The sequence below is a fragment of the Thermocrispum sp. genome, from assembly GCF_002919275.1.
Lineage (GTDB): Bacteria > Actinomycetota > Actinomycetes > Mycobacteriales > Pseudonocardiaceae > Thermocrispum > Thermocrispum agreste.
Genome location: NZ_PKFA01000048.1, coordinates 37,552 through 61,765 on the forward strand (window position 1 = coordinate 37,552; position 24,214 = coordinate 61,765).

General features: G+C 72.2%; 7 protein-coding genes. 3 read left to right on the forward strand and 4 right to left on the reverse strand.

What is annotated here, in order from left to right; genetic code table 11:
* The first annotated feature begins 4 nt into the window (after nt 1-4).
* The 3 genes from CXP56_RS10960 (at nt 5) to CXP56_RS10970 (ending at nt 18,039) form a co-directional block, all read left to right on the forward strand.
* Nucleotides 5-1,333 (forward strand): lysine N(6)-hydroxylase/L-ornithine N(5)-oxygenase family protein, encoded by a 1,329-nt coding sequence (locus CXP56_RS10960; protein WP_028847741.1) that lies wholly within the window; start codon nt 5-7, stop codon nt 1,331-1,333.
* Between the two features lie 93 nt (nt 1,334-1,426).
* Nucleotides 1,427-17,833 (forward strand): non-ribosomal peptide synthetase, encoded by a 16,407-nt coding sequence (locus CXP56_RS10965; RefSeq protein WP_286900999.1) that lies wholly within the window; start codon nt 1,427-1,429, stop codon nt 17,831-17,833.
* On the forward strand, nt 17,830-18,039 hold the full coding sequence (locus tag CXP56_RS10970) for an MbtH family protein (RefSeq protein WP_028847742.1): 210 nt from the start codon (nt 17,830-17,832) through the stop codon (nt 18,037-18,039). Before CXP56_RS10965 ends, CXP56_RS10970 begins: the two co-directional genes overlap by 4 nt.
* A 162-nt stretch (nt 18,040-18,201) precedes the next feature.
* On the opposite strand, the gene CXP56_RS10975 is transcribed toward CXP56_RS10970, so the two are convergent.
* The 4 genes from CXP56_RS10975 to CXP56_RS10990 all read right to left on the reverse strand — a co-directional run bounded on the left by CXP56_RS10975 (nt 18,202) and on the right by CXP56_RS10990 (nt 24,100).
* Nucleotides 18,202-19,956, reverse strand: coding sequence for an ABC transporter ATP-binding protein (locus CXP56_RS10975; RefSeq protein WP_286901000.1), 1,755 nt, complete (start codon nt 19,954-19,956; stop codon nt 18,202-18,204).
* Entirely contained in the window at nt 19,953-21,569 is a 1,617-nt protein-coding gene (locus CXP56_RS10980) for an ABC transporter ATP-binding protein (protein WP_286901001.1), read from the reverse strand. The genes CXP56_RS10975 and CXP56_RS10980 overlap by 4 nt, the downstream gene beginning before the upstream one ends.
* A gap of 489 nt (nt 21,570-22,058) precedes the next feature.
* Nucleotides 22,059-22,919, reverse strand: a complete 861-nt coding sequence (locus CXP56_RS10985; protein WP_051310166.1) for an NADPH-dependent oxidoreductase — start codon at nt 22,917-22,919, stop codon at nt 22,059-22,061.
* Nucleotides 22,916-24,100, reverse strand: a complete 1,185-nt coding sequence (locus CXP56_RS10990) for an acetyl-CoA C-acyltransferase (RefSeq protein WP_028847746.1) — start codon at nt 24,098-24,100, stop codon at nt 22,916-22,918. Before CXP56_RS10990 ends, CXP56_RS10985 begins: the two co-directional genes overlap by 4 nt.
* Nucleotides 24,101-24,214: the final 114 nt, after the last annotated feature.

The window sequence follows — 24,214 nt, forward strand, 5'->3', positions numbered from 1 at the left end:
GGATATGTCACCTGCTGTGGAAGACCCAACGCCTGTGTACGACGTCGTCGGGGTGGGCTTCGGCCCGTCCAACCTCGCGCTGGCCATCGCGCTGGCCGAGTACGAGGAGCAACGCGGGCCGGGCGACCCGGTGGTGACCGCCCGTTTCCTGGAGCGGCAGGAATCGTTCGCCTGGCACAGCGGGATGCTGATCGACGACGCCACCATGCAGGTGTCGTTTCTGAAGGACCTGGTGACGCTGCGCAATCCGGCCAGCCGGTTCAGTTTCCTGTCGTACCTGCACGCCAGGGACCGGCTGGTCGACTTCATCAACCACAAGACCCTGTTCCCGCTGCGCGCCGAATTCGACGACTACTTCCGCTGGTGCGCCGAAGCGTTCCGGGACCAGGTCAGCTACGGCTGCGAGGTCACCGGCGTGCGCCCGGTGGAACACGACGGCGAGGTCGTCTCCCTGGACGTGATCACCAGCGCGGGCGAGGTGTACCGGGCGCGCAACCTGGTGCTGGCCACCGGGCTGATCCCGAGCATGCCGCCGGGGGTTCCGGAAGCGGAACGCATCTGGCACAGCAGCAGCCTGCTGCACCGCATCGACGCGGTCGACCCCGCCGGAGCCAAGCGGTTCGTCGTGGTCGGCGCCGGGCAGAGCGCCGCGGAGGTCGTCGCCTTCCTGCACGACAAGTTCCCGGGCGCCGAGGTGTGCGCGGTGTTCTCCCGGTTCGGGCTGAGCCCCGCCGACGACAGCCCGCTGGCCAACCGGATCTTCGACCCGGCCACGGTGGACGAGTTCTACCACGCGCCGGAGCCGATGAAGCGCAAGCTGATGGACTACCACGCCAACACCAACTACTCGGTGGTCGATCTGGACCTGATCGAGGAGCTGTACCGGCGGACCTACCGGGAGAAGGTCCTCGGCACCCAGCGGCTGCGATGGTTCAACGTCAGCCGCACGGTCGACGTGGTGGACACCGGGCGGGGCGCGCTGGTCACCGTGGAGTCGATGACCACCGGCGAGCGGACGGTGCTCGACGCCGATGCGGCGGTGTTCGCCACCGGCTACCGTTGCGACGACTCCCTGCCACTGCTCGGTGAGCTGGCCCGTTGCTGTCACCGCGACGACTGCGGCAGGCTGCGCGTCACCCGCGATTACCGCGTGGTGACCGACGACCGCGTGCGGCCGGCGGTGTATCTCCAGGGCGGAAGCACCGAGCACACGCACGGCATCACTTCGTCGTTGCTCTCCAACTGCGCGGTGCGGGCTGGTGAAATCGTGGAGTCGTTGGTGCGGCGAGTGGCCTCGCGGCCGGGTGAACTCAGCGTCGCGGGCGTCCGCTGACCCGTACCCGTCACCCGAGGGGACGACCCCACGGTGCATGCTGCCCGCAGCGCGCGGGCGCACCGGACGTGTCGAGAAGGCAGGAGACCACCGATGTGCGATGTTCGGCCGGGTCAGGGCGGCGTGCCTCTCACCGGGGCGCAGACCGGGATCTGGCTGGCTCAGCAGCTCGAGCCGGACAACCCGATGTACAACATCGCCTTCCGGCTCGACCTGCGCGGCCGGGTGGACGTCGGCAGGCTGCGCCAGGTGGCCGAGCAGGCCGTCACGGAGACCGACTGCCTGCACTACCGCGTCACCGGGACGGTCGGCGAGCCGAGGCTGGTGCCCGCTCGGCTGCCGGTCCAGGTCGATCTGGTCGACGTGCGGGATGCGGACGATCCGGCGGCGGTGGCCGACGAGCTGATGCGGCAGGACCGCACACAGCCGGTGGACCTGGCTCGGCCGCCGTTGTTCCGGCACGTCCTGCTGCGCCTGGCCGACGACTGGGTGGTCTGGTATCAGCGCTACCACCACATTCTCATCGACGCCTACGGCGTGGGCCTGCTCACCATGCGTGCCGGCGCCCTCTACACCGATCCGGAGGCGGCGGGTCCAGCCCCGGCGTGGGAGGCGGTCCGGCTGTACGAGGACGACGCCCGTTATCGGTCGTCCGAGGACTTCGTCGCCGATCAGCGCTTCTGGCATCAGTACTTGTCGGGTGCCGGCGAACCCGCGCGGCTGGTGCCGCGTGGTGAGCGGGCGGTGCGGGACGGCATCCGCGCCTCCGTCGTGCTCGACGAACGGCGATCGGCTTCCGTGCGGTCGGCCGCCGAGCGGGCAGGTGTCCGCCCCTCGCGGGTGATGATCGCCGCGGTCGCCGCGTACCTGCATCGCCGTACCGGCGCCGTCGACGTCACGATCGGCCTGCCGGTCACCGCGCGGCTGACCGAGGTGCAGCGGGCCGTCCCGGGCATGGCGTCGAACGTGGTGCCACTGCGACTGACCGTTCGGCCCGAGATGACCGGTGCGGAGCTGATCGAAGCCACGGACGCCGCCGTGCGCGCGGTGCGACCGCACGTGCGTTATCGAGGTGAAGAGCTCGGCAAGGAACTGGGCAGCGCGGACGGGGTGGCCGACCTGGTGGGGCCGACGGTCAACGTGCTGCCGTTCGTCGAACCCGTCTTCGGTGATCTGCGGCTGGCCTGGGACCCGCTGTGGCTCGGTCCGCTCAACGACGTGACGATCACGGTCACCGACCGGCACGAAGCCGGGTTGCGCATCGACCTGGACGCCGACGCCGCGGTCACCGGCGAAGCCGACATGGCCGAGCACCGCACCCGGCTGCTGGCCACACTCGACGCGTTGACCGCCGCGCCGGACCAGCAGCTCGCCCGGCTGAAGCTGGTCACCGACGCCGAACGCAGGCACCTGATCGACACGCTGGGGGTCGCCGACCATCCGGCCGAGGATGTCACCTGGCCTGCCGCGTTCGAAGCGCAAGCCGCCCGCACCCCCGACGCCGAAGCGCTGGTGTGCGAGGACCAGCGGCTGACCTACCGGGAGCTGAACACCGCCGCCAACCGGCTCGCCGGTTTGCTGATCGCCCGCGGCATCGGCAGCGAGGACGTCGTCGGCGTGGCGTTGCCGCGCTCGACGGACTTGGTGGTCGCGCTGCTCGCGGTGCTGAAGGCGGGTGCGGCGTACCTGCCGCTGGACACCGACCATCCCGCCGAGCGGCTGGCCTACGTGCTGGAGGACGCCGGTGCGCGGACCGTGCTGACGAACCGGGATCTGGTGGAGTACGTGCCGGACGTCAGCGGGGTGGCATGCCTGGTCATCGACGACGAACAGGTCGCCGATGCCTTGGCGGCCTTCGACGGCAAGAACCCCAACGTGCCGGTACGGCTGCAGGATCCGGCGTACGTCATCTACACGTCCGGATCCACCGGGCGCCCGAAGGGTGTCGTGGTCACGCACGACGGTGTCGGCAGCCTGATCGTCACGGCCACCGAACGGCTCGGCGTCACCGCCGAATCGCGCGTGGTGCAGTTCGCGTCCATCGGATTCGACGTGGCCGTGTGGGACCTGATCATGTCCCTCTGCGTCGGCGGCACGGCGATCATCGTGCCCGCCGAGCGGCGGGTGGCCGGGCGGGCGCTCACCGACTACCTGCACCAGCACCGGGCGACCCACATGATCCTGCCGCCGTCGCTGGTCGCCGCCCTGCCCGAGGACGCCCAGCTGCCCGCGGGCGCGGTGCTGGTGGTGGGCACCGAAGCGGTGCCCGCCGAGCTGGTGGCGCGGTGGGCGGACCGGTTGCGGGTGGTGGTCGCCTACGGGCTGACCGAGGCGAGCGTGAACTCGACCCTGTGGCTCGCCGATCCCAGCCGCCCCGGAACGCCGCCGATCGGGATCCCGGACCCCAACACCCGCTGCTACGTGCTCGACGCGGCGCTGCAGCCGGTGCCGCCCGGCGTGGAAGGCGAGCTGTACGTCGGCGGCCGCGGGCTGGCACGCGGCTACTTGAACCGGCCGGGGATGACCGCGGAACGGTTCGTCGCCGACCCGTACGGTCCGCCGGGTTCGCGGATGTATCGGACCGGTGACCGGGTCCGCTGGGCCGCCGACGGCACGCTGGAGTTCCTGGGCCGCACCGACGCGCAGGTGAAGATCCGCGGTCACCGGATCGAGCCGGGCGAGGTGGAGAGTGCCTTGCTGGCCTGCCCGGGGGTGGCGCAGGCGGCGGTCGGCGTGCGCACCGACCATCGCGGGGTCAAGCGCCTGGTGGCGCACCTGTCCGGGCAGCGGATCGACGTCGCCGACGTGCGGGAGAGGCTGTCCGAGAAGCTGCCGGACTACCTGGTGCCGTCGGCGTTCGTGGTGCTCGACGGGCCGCTGCCGCTGACCCCGAACGGCAAACTCGACACCAAGGCGCTGCCCGACCCGGACTGGACCGCGGTGACCGGGTCGGACGCCCCCGGCACCCCGCTGGAGTCGCTGCTGGCCGAGTTGTTCGCCGACGTGCTCGGGCTGCCGTCGGTCGGGGTGCAGGACAGCTTCTTCGAGCTGGGCGGCGACAGCATCGTGGCGATCACCCTGGTCAACCGGGCCCGCGAACGCGGCGTGCGGTTCACCCCGCGCGACGTGTTCCAGCATCGGACGGTGGCCGCGCTGGCCGCGGTCGCCGAGGTGACCGGGCAGCTGCCGGAGCGCGGTGCGGACGACCACGGATGGGGACAGGTCCCGGCGACGGCGATCGTTCGCTGGCTGGCGCGCACCGTGGGCGACGCCACTGTGGACGCGTTCTTCCAGTCGATGTCGCTGCGGCTTCCGCCTCAGCTGGGCTTCGACGACACCGTAAGACTGGTGCAGGCCCTGCTCGACCGGCACGACATGCTGCGTGCCCGCCTGGTGCGCGGAAAGACCTGGACGTTGCAGGTGCCGGAGCCGGGTGCGATCTCGGCGGCGGACGTCCTCGAACACGACGAAACCGGGGAATGGGACCCGGCGGCGCTCGCTGCCCGGCTCCGCCCCGAGGACGGCGTCATGCTGCGCGGGCGGTGGCGGCCCGGCGAACTGTTGCTGGTGATCAACCACCTGGTCGTCGACGGGGTGTCGTGGCGGATCATGTGCGACGACCTCGCCCGGGGCTGGCAGCAGCTGAGCGCGGGCGAGCCGATCGACCTGCCACCGGTGCCGACGTCGTTCCGGACCTGGGCGAGGCTGCTCAGCTCGTCGGCGACGGCGGAGCCGGACGCGAGCGCGCCGCCGCTGCTGGACGGCAGGACGCTGGACGCTCGACGGGATGTGGCGGAGACCGAACGATCGACGACGGTGCGCCTGCCGCGTGAGGTCACCGATGCGGTGGTGACCCGCCTGCCTGCTGCCGTCGGCGGGACGGTGGACGACGTCCTGCTGGCCGCGGTGGCCACTGCGGTGAACCGGTGGCGGGGTGTGGCAGGCCCGGTGCACATCGACCGCGAAGGGCATGGGCGGCGTGAGGACGTGGCGCACCAGTTCTGGGGGAAGCGGGTCGACCTGACCCGGACCGTCGGCTGGTTCACCAGCATGCACACGGTGTGCCTGGATCCGGGTGGCGACGTGGTCGGCGCGGTCAAGCGAGCCAAGGAGGCACGCCGCGCGGTCCAGCACGACGGAGTGCTGGACATCCCCGGCCGCGGGCAGGTGCTGGTCAACTACCTGGGGCGATTCGACGCCGATACCCGGGAGTTCGGCCCGATGTCCGGCCAGCCGCTCGGTTACGGCCGTGACCCGCGCATGCCGCTGACCCACCTGCTGGAGATCAACGCGCTGGTGCGCGACGGCCGGCTGGAAGCACGGGTGTCCTGGCCGGGACGGCTGCTCGGTGAGGACGAAGCCGGGGAGTTCGCGCGGCTGTGGCAGGAAGTACTGACCGAGCTGGCTGCCCTCGACAGCGGTGCCGTCGGGGGCCCCACCCCGTCCGACTTCCCGCTGGTCGATCTCGAGCAGCACGAGGTCGACCAGCTCACCGCCGACGGGCCGGTGCAGGATCTGCTGCCGCTGACGCCCCTGCAGGAGGGCCTGTACTTCCACGCGCACGCCGACGCCCACGACACCTACGTGGTGCAGCAGATCGTGCAGCTGCGCGGCGAAGTCGACGCGGACGCGCTGCGGCGTGCCGTGCAGGCGATGGTGGACCGGCATGCACCGCTTCGCGCCGCGTTCCGCCAACTCGACAGCGGCCGCCCGGTGCAGGTGATCGCCGAGTCGGTCACCGTGCCGTGGACAGTGAGCGACGGCCCTGTCGACGACGTCGCGGAAGTCGAACGCGGGCGCGGGTTCGACGTGGGCCAGGCGCCGTTGCTGCGTGCGGCTTACGTGCCGGGCCACGGCGGCGGGCACTTGATCCTGACGGTGCATCACATCGTGGCCGACGGCTGGTCCGTGCCGCTGATGCTGTCCGACCTGCTCGCCGCGTATGCCCCCGATGGCGCGGCGCGCACGCTGCCACCGGCCCCGTCGTACCGCGATTACCACGCCTGGCTGCATGACCGTGACGACGAGACCGCGCGCCAAGCCTGGCGGAAAGCGCTCGACGGGCTTGCCGGGCCGACGTTCCTGGTGCCGCCGGGCGGCGAAGCCTCCACCGAAGGCGCGACCGGGCGCCTGGTGATCGACCTGCCCGCGGACGTCACGCAGCAGCTGACGGCTCGTGCTCGCGAGCGCGGGCTCACCCTCAGCTCGGTCGCGCAAGCCGCTTGGGGCGTGGTGCTGAGCAGGCTCACCGGCCGTGCCGACGTGGTGTTCGGCACCACGGTGTCCGGCCGCGCCGCCGACGTGCCCGGCATCGAGTCGATGGTCGGGCTGTTCGTCAACACCGTCCCGGTGCGGGTGCAGGCGGATCACCACGTGGGCCTGGCCCGGCTGGCCGGGCAGGTGCAGTCCGCCCACGTCGAGCTGCTGGGGCACCAGCACCTGGGACTCGGGGAGCTGCAGCGCCTGGCCGGCGCCGACGGCGACTTGTTCGACACGCTCGTGGTGGTGGAGAACTATCCGATGCCGGACCAGGTCCGCGACCCGGCGGGCACGGTCCGCATCACCGACGTGCGGTTCGTCGAGTCGGGCCACTACCCGTTCACCGTGACCGTGCTTCCGGGTCGGACCCTGCGCCTGGAGATCAACCACGACCCGCACCGCATCGGCCGACAGCGGGCACAAGCCGTCGCCACCGCGCTGGAGCAGGTGCTGCACCAGTTCGCGGTGGCGCCCGATCGCCCGGTGGGCAGGCTCGACCTGGTCGACGAGCCCGGCAGGCGAGCGCTGGCCACGGGCATGCGCGGGCAGCCGCGCGACCACGGCGATGCCACCGTCGTGCAGCTGTTCCTGACGCAGGCCGAGCGCCGGCCGCACGCGACCGCGGTGCAGGCCGACGATGCCGTGCTGACCTATGCGGAACTGGCGGATCGGGCCGCCCGAGTAGCCGGATCACTGCGTTCCCGCGGGGTCGGTCCGGAGAGCGTGGTCGCGGTGTCCGTTCCGCGCTCGGCCGAGTCCGTGGTGGCGATGCTGGGCGTGCTGATGGCCGGGGGCGTGTACCTGCCGGTGGACCCGGACTACCCGGCGGAACGCCGCCAGTTCATGCTCGCCGACTCGGGAGCCGAGGTCACGTTGACGCCCGAGGACGTGCGCACGGTGGCGGTCGACCCCGTTGCGCCTACTGCACCGCGTGGCCACGACGCGGCCTACGTGATGTACACCTCGGGGTCGACCGGCCGCCCGAAGGGCGTGGTGATCGACCACGCCGCGCTGGTCAGCCAGCTGTCCTGGGTGGTGGAGCACTTCGACCTGGGGCCGGACGACGCCGTGCTGCACCAGTGCTCGGCCAGCTTCGACCCGTCGATCGAGGAAGTGCTGGCCACGCTGATCGCCGGGGCGACCGTGGTGGTGGCACGACCCGGCGGCCAAACCGACCTGGACTACCTCACCGCGCTGATCCGCCGGGCCGGGGTCACCGTCATGGACCTGGTCCCGTCGCTGTACCGGGCGCTCGTCGAGCACCCCGCCGACGAACCCTGGTGGGATTCGCTGCGCGTGGCGTTGTCGGGTGGGGAAGAGCTCACCGCCCAGCTGGCCGCCCGCTGGCAGGCACTGACCGGGGTCGAGCTGCACAACACCTACGGCCCGACCGAGGCCACCGTCCAGGTGTCGGCCTGGCGGGTCCCGCAGCTCGACGACGGCACCGACCGCGACGGCATCCCCATTGGGACCCCTGTGCACAACACCGCCTTCCGGGTGCTCGACGCCGCGCTGCGCCCCGTCCCGGCCGGCCAGCCCGGTGAGCTCTACGTCGCCGGAGTGCAGCTGGCGCGCGGCTACCACCGGCAGCCCGGGCTGACGGCGGAACGGTTCGTGGCCGACCCGTACGGTCCGCCCGGCTCCCGGATGTACCGCACGGGAGACCTGGTGCGCTGGGACCGGCAGGACGGCACCGTCGTGCTGACCTACCTGGGCCGCGTCGACCACCAGGTCAAAGTCCGCGGCAACCGGGTCGAGCTCGGCGAGATCGAAGCCGTGCTGCGCACCGCCGAAGGGGTGTCGGACGCGGTGGTCGTGGCCCGGCCGGACAACCGGGGCGTGGTGCAACTCGTCGCTTACGTCGTCGGTGCCGACCTGCAGCCCGCCGAGCTGCGCGCCCACGTGGCGCGGTCCCTTCCCGCGGCCGTGGTCCCGCACCACGTGCTGGTGCTGGACAAGCTCCCGCTCACCCCGGCGGGCAAGGTCGACCGGAAGGCGCTGCCCGCGCCGGAGCTGTCCAGGGAAGCCGTCGTCGAAGCCGCTGACCCGCGCGTGCAGGCCATCTGCGAGATCTACGCCGACGTGCTCGGGCTGGCCAAGGTCGGCCCCGACGAGGACTTCTTCGCGCTCGGCGGAGACAGCATCCAGTCGATCACCGTGGCGCGGCGTGCGCGCGAGCGCGACCTCATCTTCACCCCGCGCGACGTGTTCCAGCACCGCACGGCGGCCGCACTGGCCGCCATCGCCCGGAGCGAAGCCCCGGAAACCGCCCGCTGTGACGACGGGACCGGGGAAGTGCCGGCCACACCGATCATCCGGTGGCTGGCCCGCGTGGCAGGCGACGCCCCGATCGACGGCTTCTTCCAATCCGTCACCCTGCGGATTCCCCGGGAGCTGGAGTGGACCGATGCCGAGACGCTGGTGCAGGCGCTGCTCGACCGGCACGATCTGCTCCGCGCACGGCTCGTCCGCGGTGACGAGTGGACGTTGCAGGTGCCCGGACCCGGCACGGTCCGCGCCGGGGATGTCCTCGAGCGTGGTGACGACGCGGAGTGGGACCCGGTGGTGGTGGCCCGTCGGCTCCGGCCGGAAGAAGGCGTCATGCTGCGCGCCGTGTGGCGGCCGGGGCGGCTGATGCTCGTCGCCCACCACCTGGCGGTCGACGCCGTTTCGTGGCGCATCCTCTGCGACGACCTTGCCGCTGGTTGGCGCCAGCTGCGTGCCGGCCGACCGGTCGATCTTCCCCCGGTTCCCACGTCGTTCCGGCGATGGGCCGAGGTGCTGGCCGACCTGCCGGGGGAGCGGCACGCCGCCGAGCTTCCGGTGGCAGGACCGCTGGGCAGGCTGGATCCGGCGAGGGACGTCGCGGCCACTGTCCGCACGACCAGCCTGGTGCTGCCTGCGGAGCTCACCGAACCGTTGCTCGGCGACGTGCCGGCCGCGTACCACGGAACCGCCGACGACGTGCTGCTCACCGCGCTGGCGATCGCCCTGCAGCGGTGGCGCTGGGCCGACGAACCGGTGCTGATCGATCTCGAAGGGCACGGCCGCGCGGAGGACCTGGCGCGCCTGGCAGGGACCACCGTCGACCTCACCCGCACCGTCGGGTGGTTCACCAGCCTGCACACCGTCCGGATCGAGCCGGGGGCGGACGATCTGCCGAGCGCGGTGAAGCGGGTCAAGGAGGCCGTCCGCGCGGCCACCCGTGACCGGGCAGGCGGCACCGGCGGCGCGCAGGTCCTGTTCAACTTCATGGGCCGCTTCTCGCTGGACGGCGAGACGGGCGGCGACTTCTCCCCGGTCTCCGACGGCGCACCGCTCGGCCACGGCAATGATCCGCGCACTCCGTTGGGCCACGCACTGGAGATCAACGCCGCGGTGCGCGACGGCCGGCTGGAGGCGCTGCTGTCCTGGCCCGGTGGGCTGCTGACCGACGACGACATCGCGGAGTTCGCCCGCGCCTGGCAGGAGGCCCTGACGGACCTGGCCACCCACCAGCCGCCGGAGCCGGGGCGCGGGTTCACGCCGTCGGACTTTCCGTTGGTCCAGCTGGACCAGGCCGAGATCGACCGCATCACGGCCGACCGGCCGGTGTCGGACGTCCTGCCGCTCGCCCCGTTGCAGGAAGGCCTGTTCTTCCTGGCCAGCTACGACACCACCGAGCTGGACGTCTACACCTCGCAGTCGGTCTTCGACCTCGCCTGGCGGGTCGACATCGACCGCCTGCGCACCGCCTTCGCGGCGGTGATGCAGCGCAACCCGGCTCTCCGCGCCGGATTCACCAGCCACGGCATCTCCCGGCCGGTGCAATTCGTCGCCGAGGATCCGGCCATCCCGCTGACCCTGCTGGACCTCGGCGATCTGGACGAGGCCGAGCAGCGGCGGCGTGTCGAGGAATTCCTGGCCGAAGACCGGACCCGTCGGTTCGCTCTGGACCAGCCGCCGCTGTGCCGGCTGACCGTGCTCAGGCTGGGGCCGGAGCGCGACAAGCTGGTGCTGTCCGGGCACATGATCGCCTGGGACGGACCGTCCACGCTGCTGTTCATGCGCCAGCTGTTCGCCCTCTACCAGGCGGACGGCGACTCCTCGGTGCTCACCGACACCCCCGGCAGCTACCGGGACTACCTGGAGTGGCTGGACCGCCAGGACGTCGACGCCGCGCTGGCGGCATGGCGGGACGCCCTGGCCGGGTTGGCCGAGCCGACCCTGGTGGCGGGCGACAAGACCGGCACGTCGTGCCTGCCGGAGAACATCGACGTCCGGCTGGATGCGGAGCTGACCGCACGCGTGCACGCCGCGGCGCGAGCCGTCGGGGTCACCGCCAACGCCCTCTACGCCACCGCCTGGGGACATGTGCTGTCGACCATGACCGGCTCCCCCGACGTGGTGTTCGGGATGGCCACGGCCGGGCGCCCGGCGGCGATCCCGAACGTCGAGTCCACCATCGGCATGTACGTCAACACGGTGCCCGCCCGCGTGCGCTTGCACCCCGGGGAGACCGTGGCCGCCGTGCTCCGGCGGTACCAGCGGGAGCGCACGGCCGTCATGCCGCACGAATACCTCGGGCTCGGCACCATCCAGGCGGAATCCGGTCACCGGGTGCTGTTCGACACCGTGTTCGTGCACCGGCCCGGCGGCGGTGAGCAGGAGCTACGCGAACTGCGCGACGCCTACGGCATCGACGGGTTCTCGGCCATCGACGCCACGCACTATCCGCTGACCATGATCATCACGCCGGACGAGCGGACGCTGGTCACGCTGTCCTACCGCCCGGACGTGTTCACCCAGGACGAAGCAGAGCGGATCGTCCAGCGCTACCTGGCCGTCCTGGAACGCATGGCGGACAGCACCGACGCGCCGGTTGCCCAGCTGCCGGTGGCGGCGCCAGGCGAGGACGAGGAGATTCGCGAGCACTGGACCTCGACGACCCGGAAGCTCCCGGATGCGACGATCGCAGACCTGCTCGCCGCCCAGGCCGAGCGCACACCGGACGAGATCGCGCTGGTCTTCGGCGAGCAGCGACTGACCTACCGCGAGCTGGACGCGCGCATCAACCAGCTGGCTCGGCTGCTGCTGGCGCGGGGTGCCGGGCCCGAGCGCATCGTCGGCCTGGCCCTCGGCCGCTCGCTCGACATGGTCGTGGCGTTGTTCGCCGTGCTGCGGACCGGCGCGGCCTACCTGCCGCTGGACCTCGACCACCCTGCCGATCGGCTGCGGGCGATGCTGGCCGACGCGCAGCCGCTGTGCGTGTTGTCGACGTCGGACGTCGGACTGGTCGAAGACGCGATCTGCCTCGACGAACCCGGCCTGCTGGACTCCTATCCGGCGTCACCGCTCACCAGGGACGAAAATCCCGCGTTCGCACCGGGCGTGCCGAACAGGCTCGAGTACCCGGCGTACGTCATCTACACCTCGGGATCCACCGGCCGCCCGAAGGGCGTGGTCACGCCGTACCGGGGCCTGACCAACATGCAGCTCAACCACCAGGTGGAGATCTTCGAGCCGGCCATCGCCGCGGCGGGCGGCCGCCGGATGCGGATCGCCCACACCGTCTCGTTCGCCTTCGACATGTCGTGGGAAGAACTGCTGTGGCTGGTCGAGGGGCACGAGGTGCACATCTGCGACGAACAGCTTCGCCGCGACGCCCACGCGCTGGTGGCCTACTGCAACGAGCACCGCATCGACGTGGTGAACGTGACGCCCACCTACGCCCAGCTGCTGATCGAGGAGGGCCTGCTGGAAGCCGGGCCGCGGGCGCACCGCCCGCCGCTGGTGCTGCTGGGCGGCGAAGCGGTGCCGGACGCGGTGTGGTCGGCGCTGCGGGAGACCGAGCACACCTACGGCTACAACCTCTACGGGCCGACCGAGTACACCATCAACACTCTCGGCGCATCCACCGCCGACAGCCCGGCCCCCACGGTCGGCAGGCCGATCTTCAACACTCGCGCGTACGTGCTCGACGCGGCGCTGCGGCCCGTCCCGCCGGGGTGCCCGGGCGAGCTCTACATTGCCGGGGTGGGCCTGGCGCGCGGCTACCTGAACCGCCCGGGGCTGACCGCGGAACGATTCGTCGCCGACCCGTTCGGACAGCCGGGTTCGCGCATGTATCGCACCGGCGACCTGGTGCGGGTGCGCCCGGACGGGGGGATCGACTTCCTCGGCCGGACCGACGACCAGGTCAAGGTGCGCGGGTACCGGGTCGAGCCCGGCGAGATCGCCAGCGTGCTCGCGGAACACCCGCAGGTCGGGCAAGCGGTCGTCGTGCCGCGGGGGAGCGGCCACGCCAAGCGGCTCATCGGATACGTGGTGCTCGCCGACGACAGCGCCGACCTCGGCACGCTGCGGGAGTACCTGAAGCAGCGGCTGCCGGACTACATGGTCCCGGCGGCGCTGGTCCCGGTGGAGGCCATCCCGCTCACGGTCAACGGCAAGCTCGACGTCGCCGCACTGCCCGAGCCCGCCGCCCGCACGTCCGCCGAGCGGCGCGAGCCTCGCACCGAGCAGGAGCGCACACTGTGCGGGCTGTTCGAGCAGACGCTCGACCTGCCCGCAGGCAGCGTCGGACTGGACGACAGCTTCTTCGACTTGGGCGGCCACTCGCTGCTGGCCACCCGGCTGATCGCCCGTGCCCGCAGGGTGCTCGGAGCTCAGCTGGCCATCCGCGACCTGTTCGAGGCTCCGACGGTGGCCGAGCTGGTGCGGCGGCTCGGCCGGGGCGGTGACGAGCGGCCGCCGTTGACACCACGGCAGCGCCCGGCCGAGCTGCCCGCCTCGGCGGCGCAGCAACGGCTCTGGCTGATCCAGAACCTGGAGCAGTCCTCCGCTGCCTACAACTTCCCGCTGCTGAGCAGGCTGCACGGCCCGCTCGACGTGGCGGCGCTACGCGAGGCGTTGGCCGACGTGGTGCGGCGGCACGAGTCGCTGCGCACCGTCTTCGTCGAGCGGGAGGGCGTGCTTCATCAGCGCGTCCTGCCCGCCGACCAGGCGCGGCCCGACCTGCGCGTGGTCGAGGGCGCTTCCCAGGAGGCGATCGCCGACGAGCTGCACCGGCCGTTCGACCTGGCCAGGGATGTGCCGCTGCGCGCCACCGTCTTCGCCGTGTCCAGCACCGAGCACGTGCTGGCCCTGGTGCTGCACCACATCACCACCGACGAGTGGTCCGACCGGCCGTTCCTGACCGACCTGGCCACCGCCTACGCCGCGCGCAGCGCGGGCCGGGAGCCGCAGTGGGAGCCGCTGGCGGTGCAGTACGGCGACTACACGCTCTGGCACCGGGAACTGCTCGGCGACCCCACCGACCCGGACAGCCTGGCCGCCCGCCAGCTGGACTTCTGGCAGCGCACACTCGACGGCGCCCCCGATGAACTGAACCTGCCTGCCGACCGGCCACGCCCGGCCCGGCCTTCGTTTGCCGGCGCCGAGCACACGGTGGAGGTCGATGCGCAGGTCTACCAGGGGCTGAAACGGCTGGCCGGGGAAACCGGCACCAGCATGTTCATGCTTGCCCACACGGCCGTGGCGGCGCTGCTGACCAGGCTGGGTGCGGGCCATGACCTCCCGCTCGGCGCGCCGATCGCTGGGCGAACGGACGACGCGCTGGAGGATCTGGTCGGCTTCTTCGTCAACACCCTGGTGCTGCGTACCGACACCTCCGGCAGGCCGACGTTCCGCGAACTGCTCGCCCGGGTCAAGGACACCGACCTGGCCGCCTTCTCGCACGCCGACGTGCCGTTCGAATGGGTGGTGGAACGCCTCAACCCGCCGCGCAGCCCGGGACGGAACCCGCTGTTCCAGGTGATGGTCGGCTACCACGCCCGCGAGACCGGTCAGGCGTTCGGCCTGCCCGGGCTGACCGCCGAGCCGGTCGAGGTGCAAGCGCGCACCGCCAAGTTCGACCTGGTGTTCAGCTTCGCCGAAGTGATCGGCAGCGGGCTGAGCTGCACGCTGGAGTTCGCCACCGAACTGTTCGACGCCGACACCGTCGCGCTGCTCGGCCGCAGACTGCAGGCCGTGCTGACCGCGTTGGCCGCCGACCCCGACCAGCCGATCGACGCGGTGGACGTGCTGGTCGACGACGAGGCCGAGCGGGTGCTGGAGACATTCAACGACACCGCACGGGACGTCGACGAGGCGCCCTTGCCGGAGCTGTTCGCGCGGCTGGTCGCCGAGCAACCGGACGCGGTCGCGGTGGTGGACTCCGGGCACGAGTACACCTACGCCGAGCTGGACGCCCGCGCCAACCGGATCGCCCGGCTGCTGCAGGCGCGGTCCGTCGGCGCGGAGAGCATCGTCGGCATCGCGGTGCCGCGCTCGCTGGACCAGGTCGCGGCGATCCTGGGCACCCTCAAGCTCGGCGCCGCCTACCTCCCGCTCGACCTGGCGCACCCGGCCGACCGCTTGGCGTACATGCTCGGCGACGCGTCCGCCGCGGTGGTGCTGACCACCGAGCAAGCGGAAGGCAAACTGCCCGCGGTGCCCGGCGTGCAGCGGGTGGTGCTCGACGAACCGCGCATCGCCGCCGAGCTGGCCGTCCTCGACGACGATCCGATCCAGCTGCCGGTGCATCCGCACCAGGCCGCCTACGTCATCTACACGTCCGGCTCCACCGGCAAGCCCAAGGGCGTCGTCGTCTCGCACGAAGGGATCGGCAGCCTGATCGCCACCGCGCTCGACCGGATGGGCTTGCGACGCGACTCGCACGTGCTGCAGTTCGCGTCGATCGGGTTCGACGTCGCGGTGTTCGAGCTGTGCATGGCGCTCGGCTACGGCGGCCGCCTGGTGCTGATCACCGATCAGGCGCGGGTCGCGGGGCCGCAGCTGACCGAGTTCCTGGCCGAGCACGCGATCACGCACATGATCCTGCCGCCGTCGCTGGTGTCGGCACTGCCGCCGGAGTGCGAGCTGCCCGCGGGGGCCACCTGCCTGGTCGGCACCGAGACCGTTCCCCCGGAACTGTTCGCCCGGCACCCGCGGACGACCCTGATCGCCGCCTACGGCCTGACCGAGGCCACGGTGAACTCCACGCTGTGGCATCCCGAACCGGGGTTCACCGGGCCGGTGCCGATCGGCGTGCCCGACCCCAACACCCGCTGCTACGTCCTGGACGCCGCGTTGCGGCCGGTCCCGCCGGGTGTGGCGGGGGAGCTGTACGTCGGCGGGCGCGGGCTGGCCCGCGGCTACCTCGGCAGGCCGGGCCTGACCGCCGAACGGTTCGTCGCCGACCCGTTCGGGCCACCCGGCGCGCGGATGTATCGCACCGGGGACCTGGCCCGCTGGCGGCGGGACGGCACACTGGAATTCCTCGGCCGGGTCGACACGCAGATCAAGGTGCGCGGCTTCCGGGTCGAGCTCGGCGAGATCGAGGCCGTGCTGACCGGCCACCCCGAGGTGCGGCAGGCCGCCGTCGTGGCCGACCGCACCGGCGACCTGGTGCGCCTGGTGGCCTACGTGCACGGGCCGGTCGACCCCGCCCAGCTGCAGGCGCACGTCGCCGCGCAGCTGCCGGAGTACATGGTGCCGGCGCTCGTCGTGCCGCTGGACGGTCCGTTGCCGCTGACCCCCAACGGCAAGCTCGACCGGCGCGCCCTGCCCGCCCCGGACTGGTCGGCGATGACCGGCTCGGTCGCGCCCGTGACTCCCGAGCAACGCGCGCTCGCCGCGCTGTTCGCCGAAGTCCTCGGGCTGGACGAGGTCGGCATCACCGACAACTTCTTCCTGCTCGGCGGCCACTCCATGGCGGCCATGCGGCTGCTCGGCCGGATCCGCAGCGAGTTGTCGGCGGAGCTGACCATCCGCGACGTGTTCGACGCGCCGACGGTGGAACGGCTGGCGGAAAGGCTGGCCGACCGCGCAGCGCCTGCCGAGCCCGAGCTGCACCGGTACGGCCCCGGCTCGGCAGGCGTCACGACCGGTGGCACGGCCGACGGCTCCGGCGAGGCACTGCCGGTGGCCCCGGCGCAGCGGTGGCCGCTGCGGTCGCACCAGCGGCACCAGCGGTTCGATCACGCCCTGGTGCTGCGGTCGGCGTGGCCGCTGGACACCGACGCCCTGGCCGATGCGCTGGCGGACGTGGTGCAGCGGCACGAGCCGTTGCGCACCCGGTTCACCGAGGACGGGACCGCCAGGGTGGCGACCGAACCCCCGGAGCTGGCCGAGGAGTTCTGCGCCGACATCGACGCCCGGGTGCGCGAGCTGGCCGCGGAGCCGGTCGACCTCACCAGGGAACCGCCTTTGCGGGCGACCCTGCTGACCGGCCCGGACAATGCGCAGGCGCTGCTGCTGTGCCTGCACTACACCGGCGCCGACGAATGGTCGGTGGTGCCGCTGCTGCGCGATCTGAACATCGCCTATCGGGCCAGGACGGCGGGCGTCGAGCCGGGCTGGGCGCCCCTGTCCACCACCTACAGCGACTACGCGCGATGGCGGCTCGACCGGCTCGGCGACCCCGAGGACATGGACAGCCGGGCCGCCGAACTGGTGGAGTACTGGCTCGAGGAGCTGTTCGGCATGCCGGTCCGCCTCCGGCTGCCCGCCGACCGGATCCGCAGGCCGGGAACGCACGGGGAAGCCGCTGTCGTAGCGTTCGAGCTGGACGAGCAGTTGCGGGCGGACATCGAGCGGCTGGCGGCCGACACCGGCGCCAGCATGTACATGGTGCTGCACGCCGCGCTGGCCGCCCTGTTGTCGGCGCACGGCGCGGGCACGGACCTGCCGATCGGTTCGCTGGTCGCCGGGCGGACGGACGACCGGCTGGCGGACCTGGTGGGCTGCTTCGCCGACGTCGTGCTGCTGCGCACCGACACCAGCGGGGACCCCAGCTTCGCGGAGCTGGTCGGCAGGGTCAGGCAGGTCACGCTCAGCGCGCTGGACGCCGCCGAGATCGCATTCGGCGACGTGGCCGACGCGGTGGGGCTGACCGCCCTGCAGGTGCTGGTGGTCCAGCACGAGCAGCCGGACATGACGACGCTGGAAGGCGCCATTGGCACGCTCGAGGCGGTGCCGACCGGCGCCCTGCCTGCCGACCTGACGCTGAGCTTCTACCAGCCGCAGGGCGACGGACCGGTGGACTGTCACCTGGCCTACGCCGACGACCTGTTCCGGCCGGCCACCGTACGGCGGCTGATCGACCAGCTGCTGGGAATTCTCCGCCGTGCGGCCACGCAGCCGGAGCTGCCGCTGTCCGCGCTGGCCGACGAGATCGTGTTCGGCGACCAAGCGACCGAGGAAGGGACACGACAGTGAGCACGAACCCGTTCGACGACCCCGACGGCCGGTTCCACGTGCTGGTCAACGACGAGAACCAGCACTCGCTGTGGCCGTCGTTCGCCGACATCCCAGCGGGCTGGCGATCGGTCTTCGGGCCCGACACCAAGGACGCGTGCCTGGCGTACGTGGAGAAGAACTGGACCGACATGCGCCCGGCCAGCCTGATCGCGGCCGACGACTGACCGGGCGCGGATCGCGGCCGTACCGCGGTAGGGGACGGCTGCGCGACACCGGCCGCGGTGTCGCTGGGCGCGGCATCGGCCGCGCTGTGTGCGGCATCGGCTGCGGTGTTGCTGTGTGCGGCATCGGCTGCGGTGTTGCTGTGTGCGGCATCGGCCGCGGTATCAGTGTTCCCGGCTGCGCGACCACGCCCGCCACAGTTCGGCGTAACGCCCGCCCCGGGCGATCAGCTCCCGGTGCGTGCCCACCTCCACGATCCGGCCGCCGTCGAGCACGACCACCCGGTCGGCCGCCTCGGCCTGGGTGAGCCGGTGCGCGACGATCAGCCCGGTGCGGCCGCGCAGCGCCGCGTCGGCCGCCTTCTCCAGCATCCGCGCGCCCGCGCTGCCCGCATCGGCGGTGGCCTCGTCGAGGATGGCGATCGCCGGGTCGGCCAGCACCAGCCGGGCCAGCGCCACCTGCTGCGCCTGGGCGGTGCTCAACCGATGGCCGCCGTTGCCCACCACCGTCTGCAGCCCGTCCGGCAGCCGCTCCACCCACTCCCACGCGCCGACCGTGGCCAGCGCCGCCCGCAGATCCTCGTCGGTGGCGTCCGGCCGAGCCAGCCGCAGGTCGTCGGCCAGCGGCCCGGCGAACACGTGCACTTCCTGGCTGACCAGAGCGACCAGCCCGCTCGCCGTCGGCGAACCCAGTTCGGCGACGTCCAGGCTGCCCACGGTGAGCGATCCGCCGGTCGGCCGGTGGATGCCTGCGACCAGCTTGGCCAGCGTGGACTTGCCCGCCCCGCTGGCACCCACCAGGGCCACGCGTTCTCCTTCGGCGATGTGCAGCTCGACGTCGTGCAGCACCTCGTGCCCGCGCTGGTACTGGTGGGAGACGCCGGCCAGTTTCACGGAGCTGTCGCGACCTTGCCCGAGCCGTGCCTGTGGTGCAGCGGCGGGCAGATCGGCGACGCCGACGATGCGGTTCAGGCTCGCCCCCGCCGACAGTGCGTCGTCGGCCAGGAACAGCACGACGCCGATCGGATTGAACAGCCCGTGGAAGTACAGTGCCGCTGCGGTCGCCTCGCCGATGGTCACCGCGTCGATCGACACCAGCCAGAACCCCATGGCCAGCACCGCGGCCAGACCGACGAACTCGGCCAGGTTCAGCCGTCCGAAGAACTGTGTCAGCAGCCGCACCCCGCGCAGTGCGAGGCCGACGGTGGTACGGGACGACTCGTCCACCTTGGCGGTGTGCGCTGGCTGCAGCCGGAAAGCCCGTACCGTTCTCGCGCCCCCGACGGTGTCCAGCAGCCGATGCTGCAGCGCGCCCTGCGATGTGCGGTGCGCGGTGTAGACGGGCCGTGCCCTGCGCAGGTACCAGCGGACGGCGAAGGCCTGGATCGGGGCGGCCGCCAGCGCGGCCAGCAGGAAGCGCCAGTCCAGCACCACGAGGCCGGCCATGGTCAGCACGATGGTCAAGACGGCGTGCGCCAGCTGGGGAAGCGCCTCCCGCACCACGGTCGTCACCTGCGTGACGTCGCTGCTGATGCGCGAGGTGAGGTCGCCGGATCCAGCTCGCTCGATCTCCTCCAGCGGCAGGTGCAACGCCCGCTCCACGAACCGCTCGCGCAGCGCGGCCACGACGTGCTCGCCCAGCCGCCCGGCGAGTGCGATACCGGCCGCGGTCAGCACGCCGTACCCGACCGCGACCAGCACGAGCACCACGACGGGCCAGGTCAACGCATCGGCGCCCTGCCGCTGCGCGACGACGTCGACGATGTGGCCGAGCAGCGGCGCAGGCAGCAGCCCGGCCGCCGCGGCACCGAACAACGTCACGGTCGCGGTCGCCGCGAGCTTCCACCGCTGGCGGAGCAGGTCGCCGATCACCGCGACGGTGCGGGACGGCGGTGCGACCGGGAGCAGTTCACGGGTCACGCGAACACCACCGCCCGGTAGGCCGGATCGGCAGCCAGCTCGTCATGCGTGCCGCTGCCCGCCACGGCGCCGTCCCGCAGGAAGACCACCCGGTCGGCCGCGGCCAGCAGGGCAGGGCTGGTGGTGACCAGGATCGTGGTGCGCGACGCGCGCAGGCGGGCGATCCCGGAGGCGATGGCGGCCTCGGTCACCGGGTCGACCGCGGTCGTGGGGTCGTGCAGGACCAGCACCGGCGGATCGGCCGCGAGGGCACGTGCCAAGGCGACCCGCTGGCGTTGCCCACCGGACAGCGACGAGCCGCGTTCGGCCAGGACGGTCTGCAACCCGTCCGGAAGCGTCTCGGCGACCAGGTCCACGGCCGCCGCCGTGATGGCCCGTTGCGCGTCGTCGCGGCTGCCGTGCACCGCGACGTTGTCCAGGACGCTTTCCTCGAACAGATCGGCGTCGTGATCGGCCACCAGGATCGCGCGACGCAATTCGTCGAGCTCCAAGTCGGCGAGTGGAATGCCGTCCAGCGTGACGGCACCTTCCTCCGGATCGCTGTCCCGGCCCACCAGTTCGAGAAGGGCACTCGCCGCCGCCGGGTCCTCACAGGCGATTCCGACCATCTCTCCGGAGGCCACGTGCAGGTCCAGCGCGCGCAGCGGCCCGTGGCGCACCCCGGCCAAGCGCAGCTCACCGGCGGGTTCGGCGGGCAGCTTCGCCGTGCCAGGGTGTACCTGTGGCCCGGCGTCGAGCACGCGCGCCACCCGCTCGGCCGAGGCGCGCGCCCTGGCTCGTTCGCTGCTGACGTAGGTCAGCAGGTGGAACGGCGTGGGCAGGAACTGGGCGATCCCGACCGCGGCCACCAGCTCGCCGACGGTGATGCTGCCCGCCAGTGCCAGGTGGGCCCCGAGCAGCGCGATGAGCGCCAGGAAGATCCCGGTCGCGGCCAGCACCGCGCCGTTGTGCATGCCGTGTGCCCGGGCGGCCCGGACGGCGGCGGCCAGCGACCGTTGGCTGGTCCGCCGGTAGCGCTGCACCGCAGCCTGTTCCGCGCCGATGCCCTTCAGCACGCGCAGGCCGGCCACCAGGTCGGCGGCCAGGCCCGATGCCTCGGCCGCCCGCTCCTGCTCGTGGTGGCTGCGCCGCTCCAGCGGCCGCCCGGCCAGCTGGGACAGCCACAGCACCGGCGGGGTGCCGAGCAGGATGACCAGCCCGAGCGTGACCGAGCTGGTCAGCAGCACCGCCGAGCTGACGATCAGGGCAGCGAGCCCGGCGACACCGTAGGGGATTGCGGCGACCAGCTGCCCGACCCGTTTGACGTCGCCGGTGGCGATGGAGACCAGCGTCCCGGGCAGGCCGTCGGCCCCGCCGTGCGGGTCCAACACCCGCCGGGTGAGCCGCAGCCGCAGGTCGTGGGCGGCCTGCTCGCCGGCTCGCTGCGCCTTGCGCTCGGCGAACCGGTACGACGTCGACAGCACGGCGAACACGGCGGCCAGCACGCCCAGCCACAGCAGCAAGCGGGGGAGCGAGCCAGTGGCGACCGCGGTGTCGATGGCCGCTCCGATGACGACCGGCACCAGCACCTCGCCCGCTTGATGCCCGGCGGCGAGCACGGCGGCGCCTGCCACGTGGCGTCGCTGGCCGCGTATCGCGGACCGCAGGACGGACCGCCCCGTCACCCGCACGTGGTACCTCCGCTACCGAATGCCGCCCGCGAAATTAGGTAAGGCTACTCTAACCAACGGGCCGGGAAACGCGATGCTCGTTTGACCAACGGCGTGATCCCGGCCATGGTTGCGCGCGCTGGCCGCGCACGCCCTCGGAGTCGGCAACGGCGTCGTCGTGCGGCTCGCCGAGAGGCGGTTGCCGGGCTGGGAGGCACGGGGGATGCGCCGTGCCGCGGGGCCAGTCGCTTTCCCTTGTGCGGGCGTGCCTGTCGGCGTCAGCCAGCGGTGGCGGGTCGCGCACCGGTCGCCTTATTTATGCCGGCGTGCCTGTCAGCGTCGGCCAGTGGCGGTGGGTCGCGCACCGGTCGCCCTCCCTGCGCGGGCGTGGCGGAAGTCGGTGTGCTGTTCGGGGCGCGGGCGTGCCGGTGCTCACGGCGTCGTCGGCGGACGTCACTCCGCAAGCAGGCCCTGCCGCCGGAGCCACTTCCGCATGCGATGCCGCCCCTTCAGCCCCTCGCGTGGCCCGAGGCGGCTGACGACGCGACCCGCCCAGCTGTGGCCCTCGACGCCGAAGCGCCGGTAATACCGGGTAAGACGCGGCTCGTACTCGTCGACGCTGTCCGCGGCGATGTCTGCCCGATACCGTTCGCGGTGCACGACGGCCTTCGGTGCCAGTCGCGGTTTGATGCCTGCCGCCTCGCTCGGGTCGGGAACGCCGAGCGCCATCCCCAGCGCGGGGAACGACAGGGCAGGAAGCCCGAGCTCGTCGACGAGCGCAGGCGGGTTGTTCCGCAAAGCCCCGATGAACACCCCGCCGAAGCCGAGCGACTCCGCGGCCAGCAGGGCGTTCTGCGCGGCGATGCCGATGTCGACGAACGGGACGAGCGTTCCCTCGAGATACCTGGCCGTCTCCATGTCCTGCGCCCGCCGCCGGAGCAGCACCTCGGCCCTGGTGAGATCGACCACCCAGACGAGCAGCACCGACGCCTGGTTGATGAAGTCCATGCCGCCGATCGCCTCGCAGACGCGACGCCTGCGGTCCGCGTCCTCGACGACCACCACCGACCACGCCTGGAGGTTCGAGGAGTGCGATGCCGCCTGGGCGGCCATGAGAACGAGGTCGAGGGCGTCCTGCGGAATCTTCTCCGGCAGGAACGCGCGAACGGACCGATGGCGCAGCTGCACCCGGATCGTCTCGCTCGCCGGATACTGGGGCAGGTCGATGTCGCCGAAGCGCTGACGCAGCTCGTCGGCCAGCGTCCCGGGAGCGTCCTGTCGTTGCGCAGGCCGGCTTGCCGAGGTCGCGCTCATGCCGCCTCCAGCAGGAGGCTCACGCCCTGACCGACGCCGACGCACATCGTCACGACCCCCCGGCGGGCCTCCTGCTCCCGCATCGCCCTGGCGAGCGTGAGAGCCAGGCGCGTTCCCGAAGCGCCCAGCGGGTGGCCGATCGCGATCGCGCCGCCGTTCGGGTTGACCCGCTCGGAGTCGTCCGGCAACCCCAGCTGCCGGACGACGGCGAGCACCTGCGCGGCGAAGGCCTCGTTCACCTCGAACAGATCGACGTCGTCGAGCGTGAGGCCGGTCCTTGCCAAGAGCTTCCGCGTCGCAGGTACCGGCCCGATCCCCATGACGCGCGGCTCCACTCCGGCGGTGGCGTAGCCCCTGATCCTGGCGAGCGGGCGCAAACCGTGCTTCGCCACCGCTTCACCCGAGGCGACCAGGACGGCGGCGGCCCCGTCGTTGATCCCCGACGAGTTGCCCGCGGTGATGTTCCCGCCATCCACCACGGCCGGGAGCTTCGCCAGGCGTTCCAGCGACGTGTCACGTGGGTGCTCGTCGCGCTCGACGGTGCCGGACTCGACCTCGACAGGGACGATTTCGTCAGCGAAGTGTCCGCGGGCGGCCGCGGCGGCATACCGCTGCTGGGAACGCAGCGCGAACGCGTCCTGATCGCTGCGGCCGATCCCGTACTCGACCGCAACGTTCTGGGCGGTCTCCGCCATCGAGTCCGTGCCGTACAGCCGCTCCATGCGTTCGTTGACCAGGCGCCAGCCGAGTGTGGAGTCGGCGGCCTGGACGGTCCGGTCCCACGGCCTTGCCGATTTCGGAAGGATGTACGGGGCGCGGGTCATCGACTCGACGCCGCCCGCCAGTACGAGGTCGGCCTCGCCGGACAGCGTCAGCCTTGCCGCGCAGGCCACCGCCTCGAGGCCGGAGCCGCACAGGCGGTTCACCGTCATCGCCGGAACGTGCGCGGGGAGCCCGGCGAGCAGTGTGGCCATCCGCGCGACGTTGCGGTTGTCTTCGCCGGCCTGGTTCGCGCAGCCGGCCACCACCTCGTCGATCGCGTCGTCGCCGAGCGAAGGATGCCGGGCCATGAGCGAGCGCAGGCTGTGCGCCAGCATGTCGTCGGGGCGCACTTCGGCGAGCGCGCCGCCGTAACGTCCGAAAGGCGTTCGCACGCCACCAACCAGAAAGGCCTCGCCCACCTGCTCTTTCCTCTCGCCGCACGGGTGCTGGTGCTCATCGGCCGCCGAGGCTGTCGGTCACCGATCCGCGCGCCACGCACCGACTCGACCGGCTGGTCGGTCGGGTGCGATTAT

Excerpts from the sequence above, each read along its gene's own strand:
- CXP56_RS10960 (WP_028847741.1), top strand. The coding sequence starts at position 5 with ATGTCACCTGCTGTGGAAGACCCAACGCCTGTGTACGACGTCGTCGGG.
- CXP56_RS10965 (WP_286900999.1), top strand. The coding sequence starts at position 1,427 with ATGTGCGATGTTCGGCCGGGTCAGGGCGGCGTGCCTCTCACCGGGGCG.
- CXP56_RS10985 (WP_051310166.1), bottom strand. The coding sequence starts at position 22,919 with ATGAGCGCGACCTCGGCAAGCCGGCCTGCGCAACGACAGGACGCTCCC.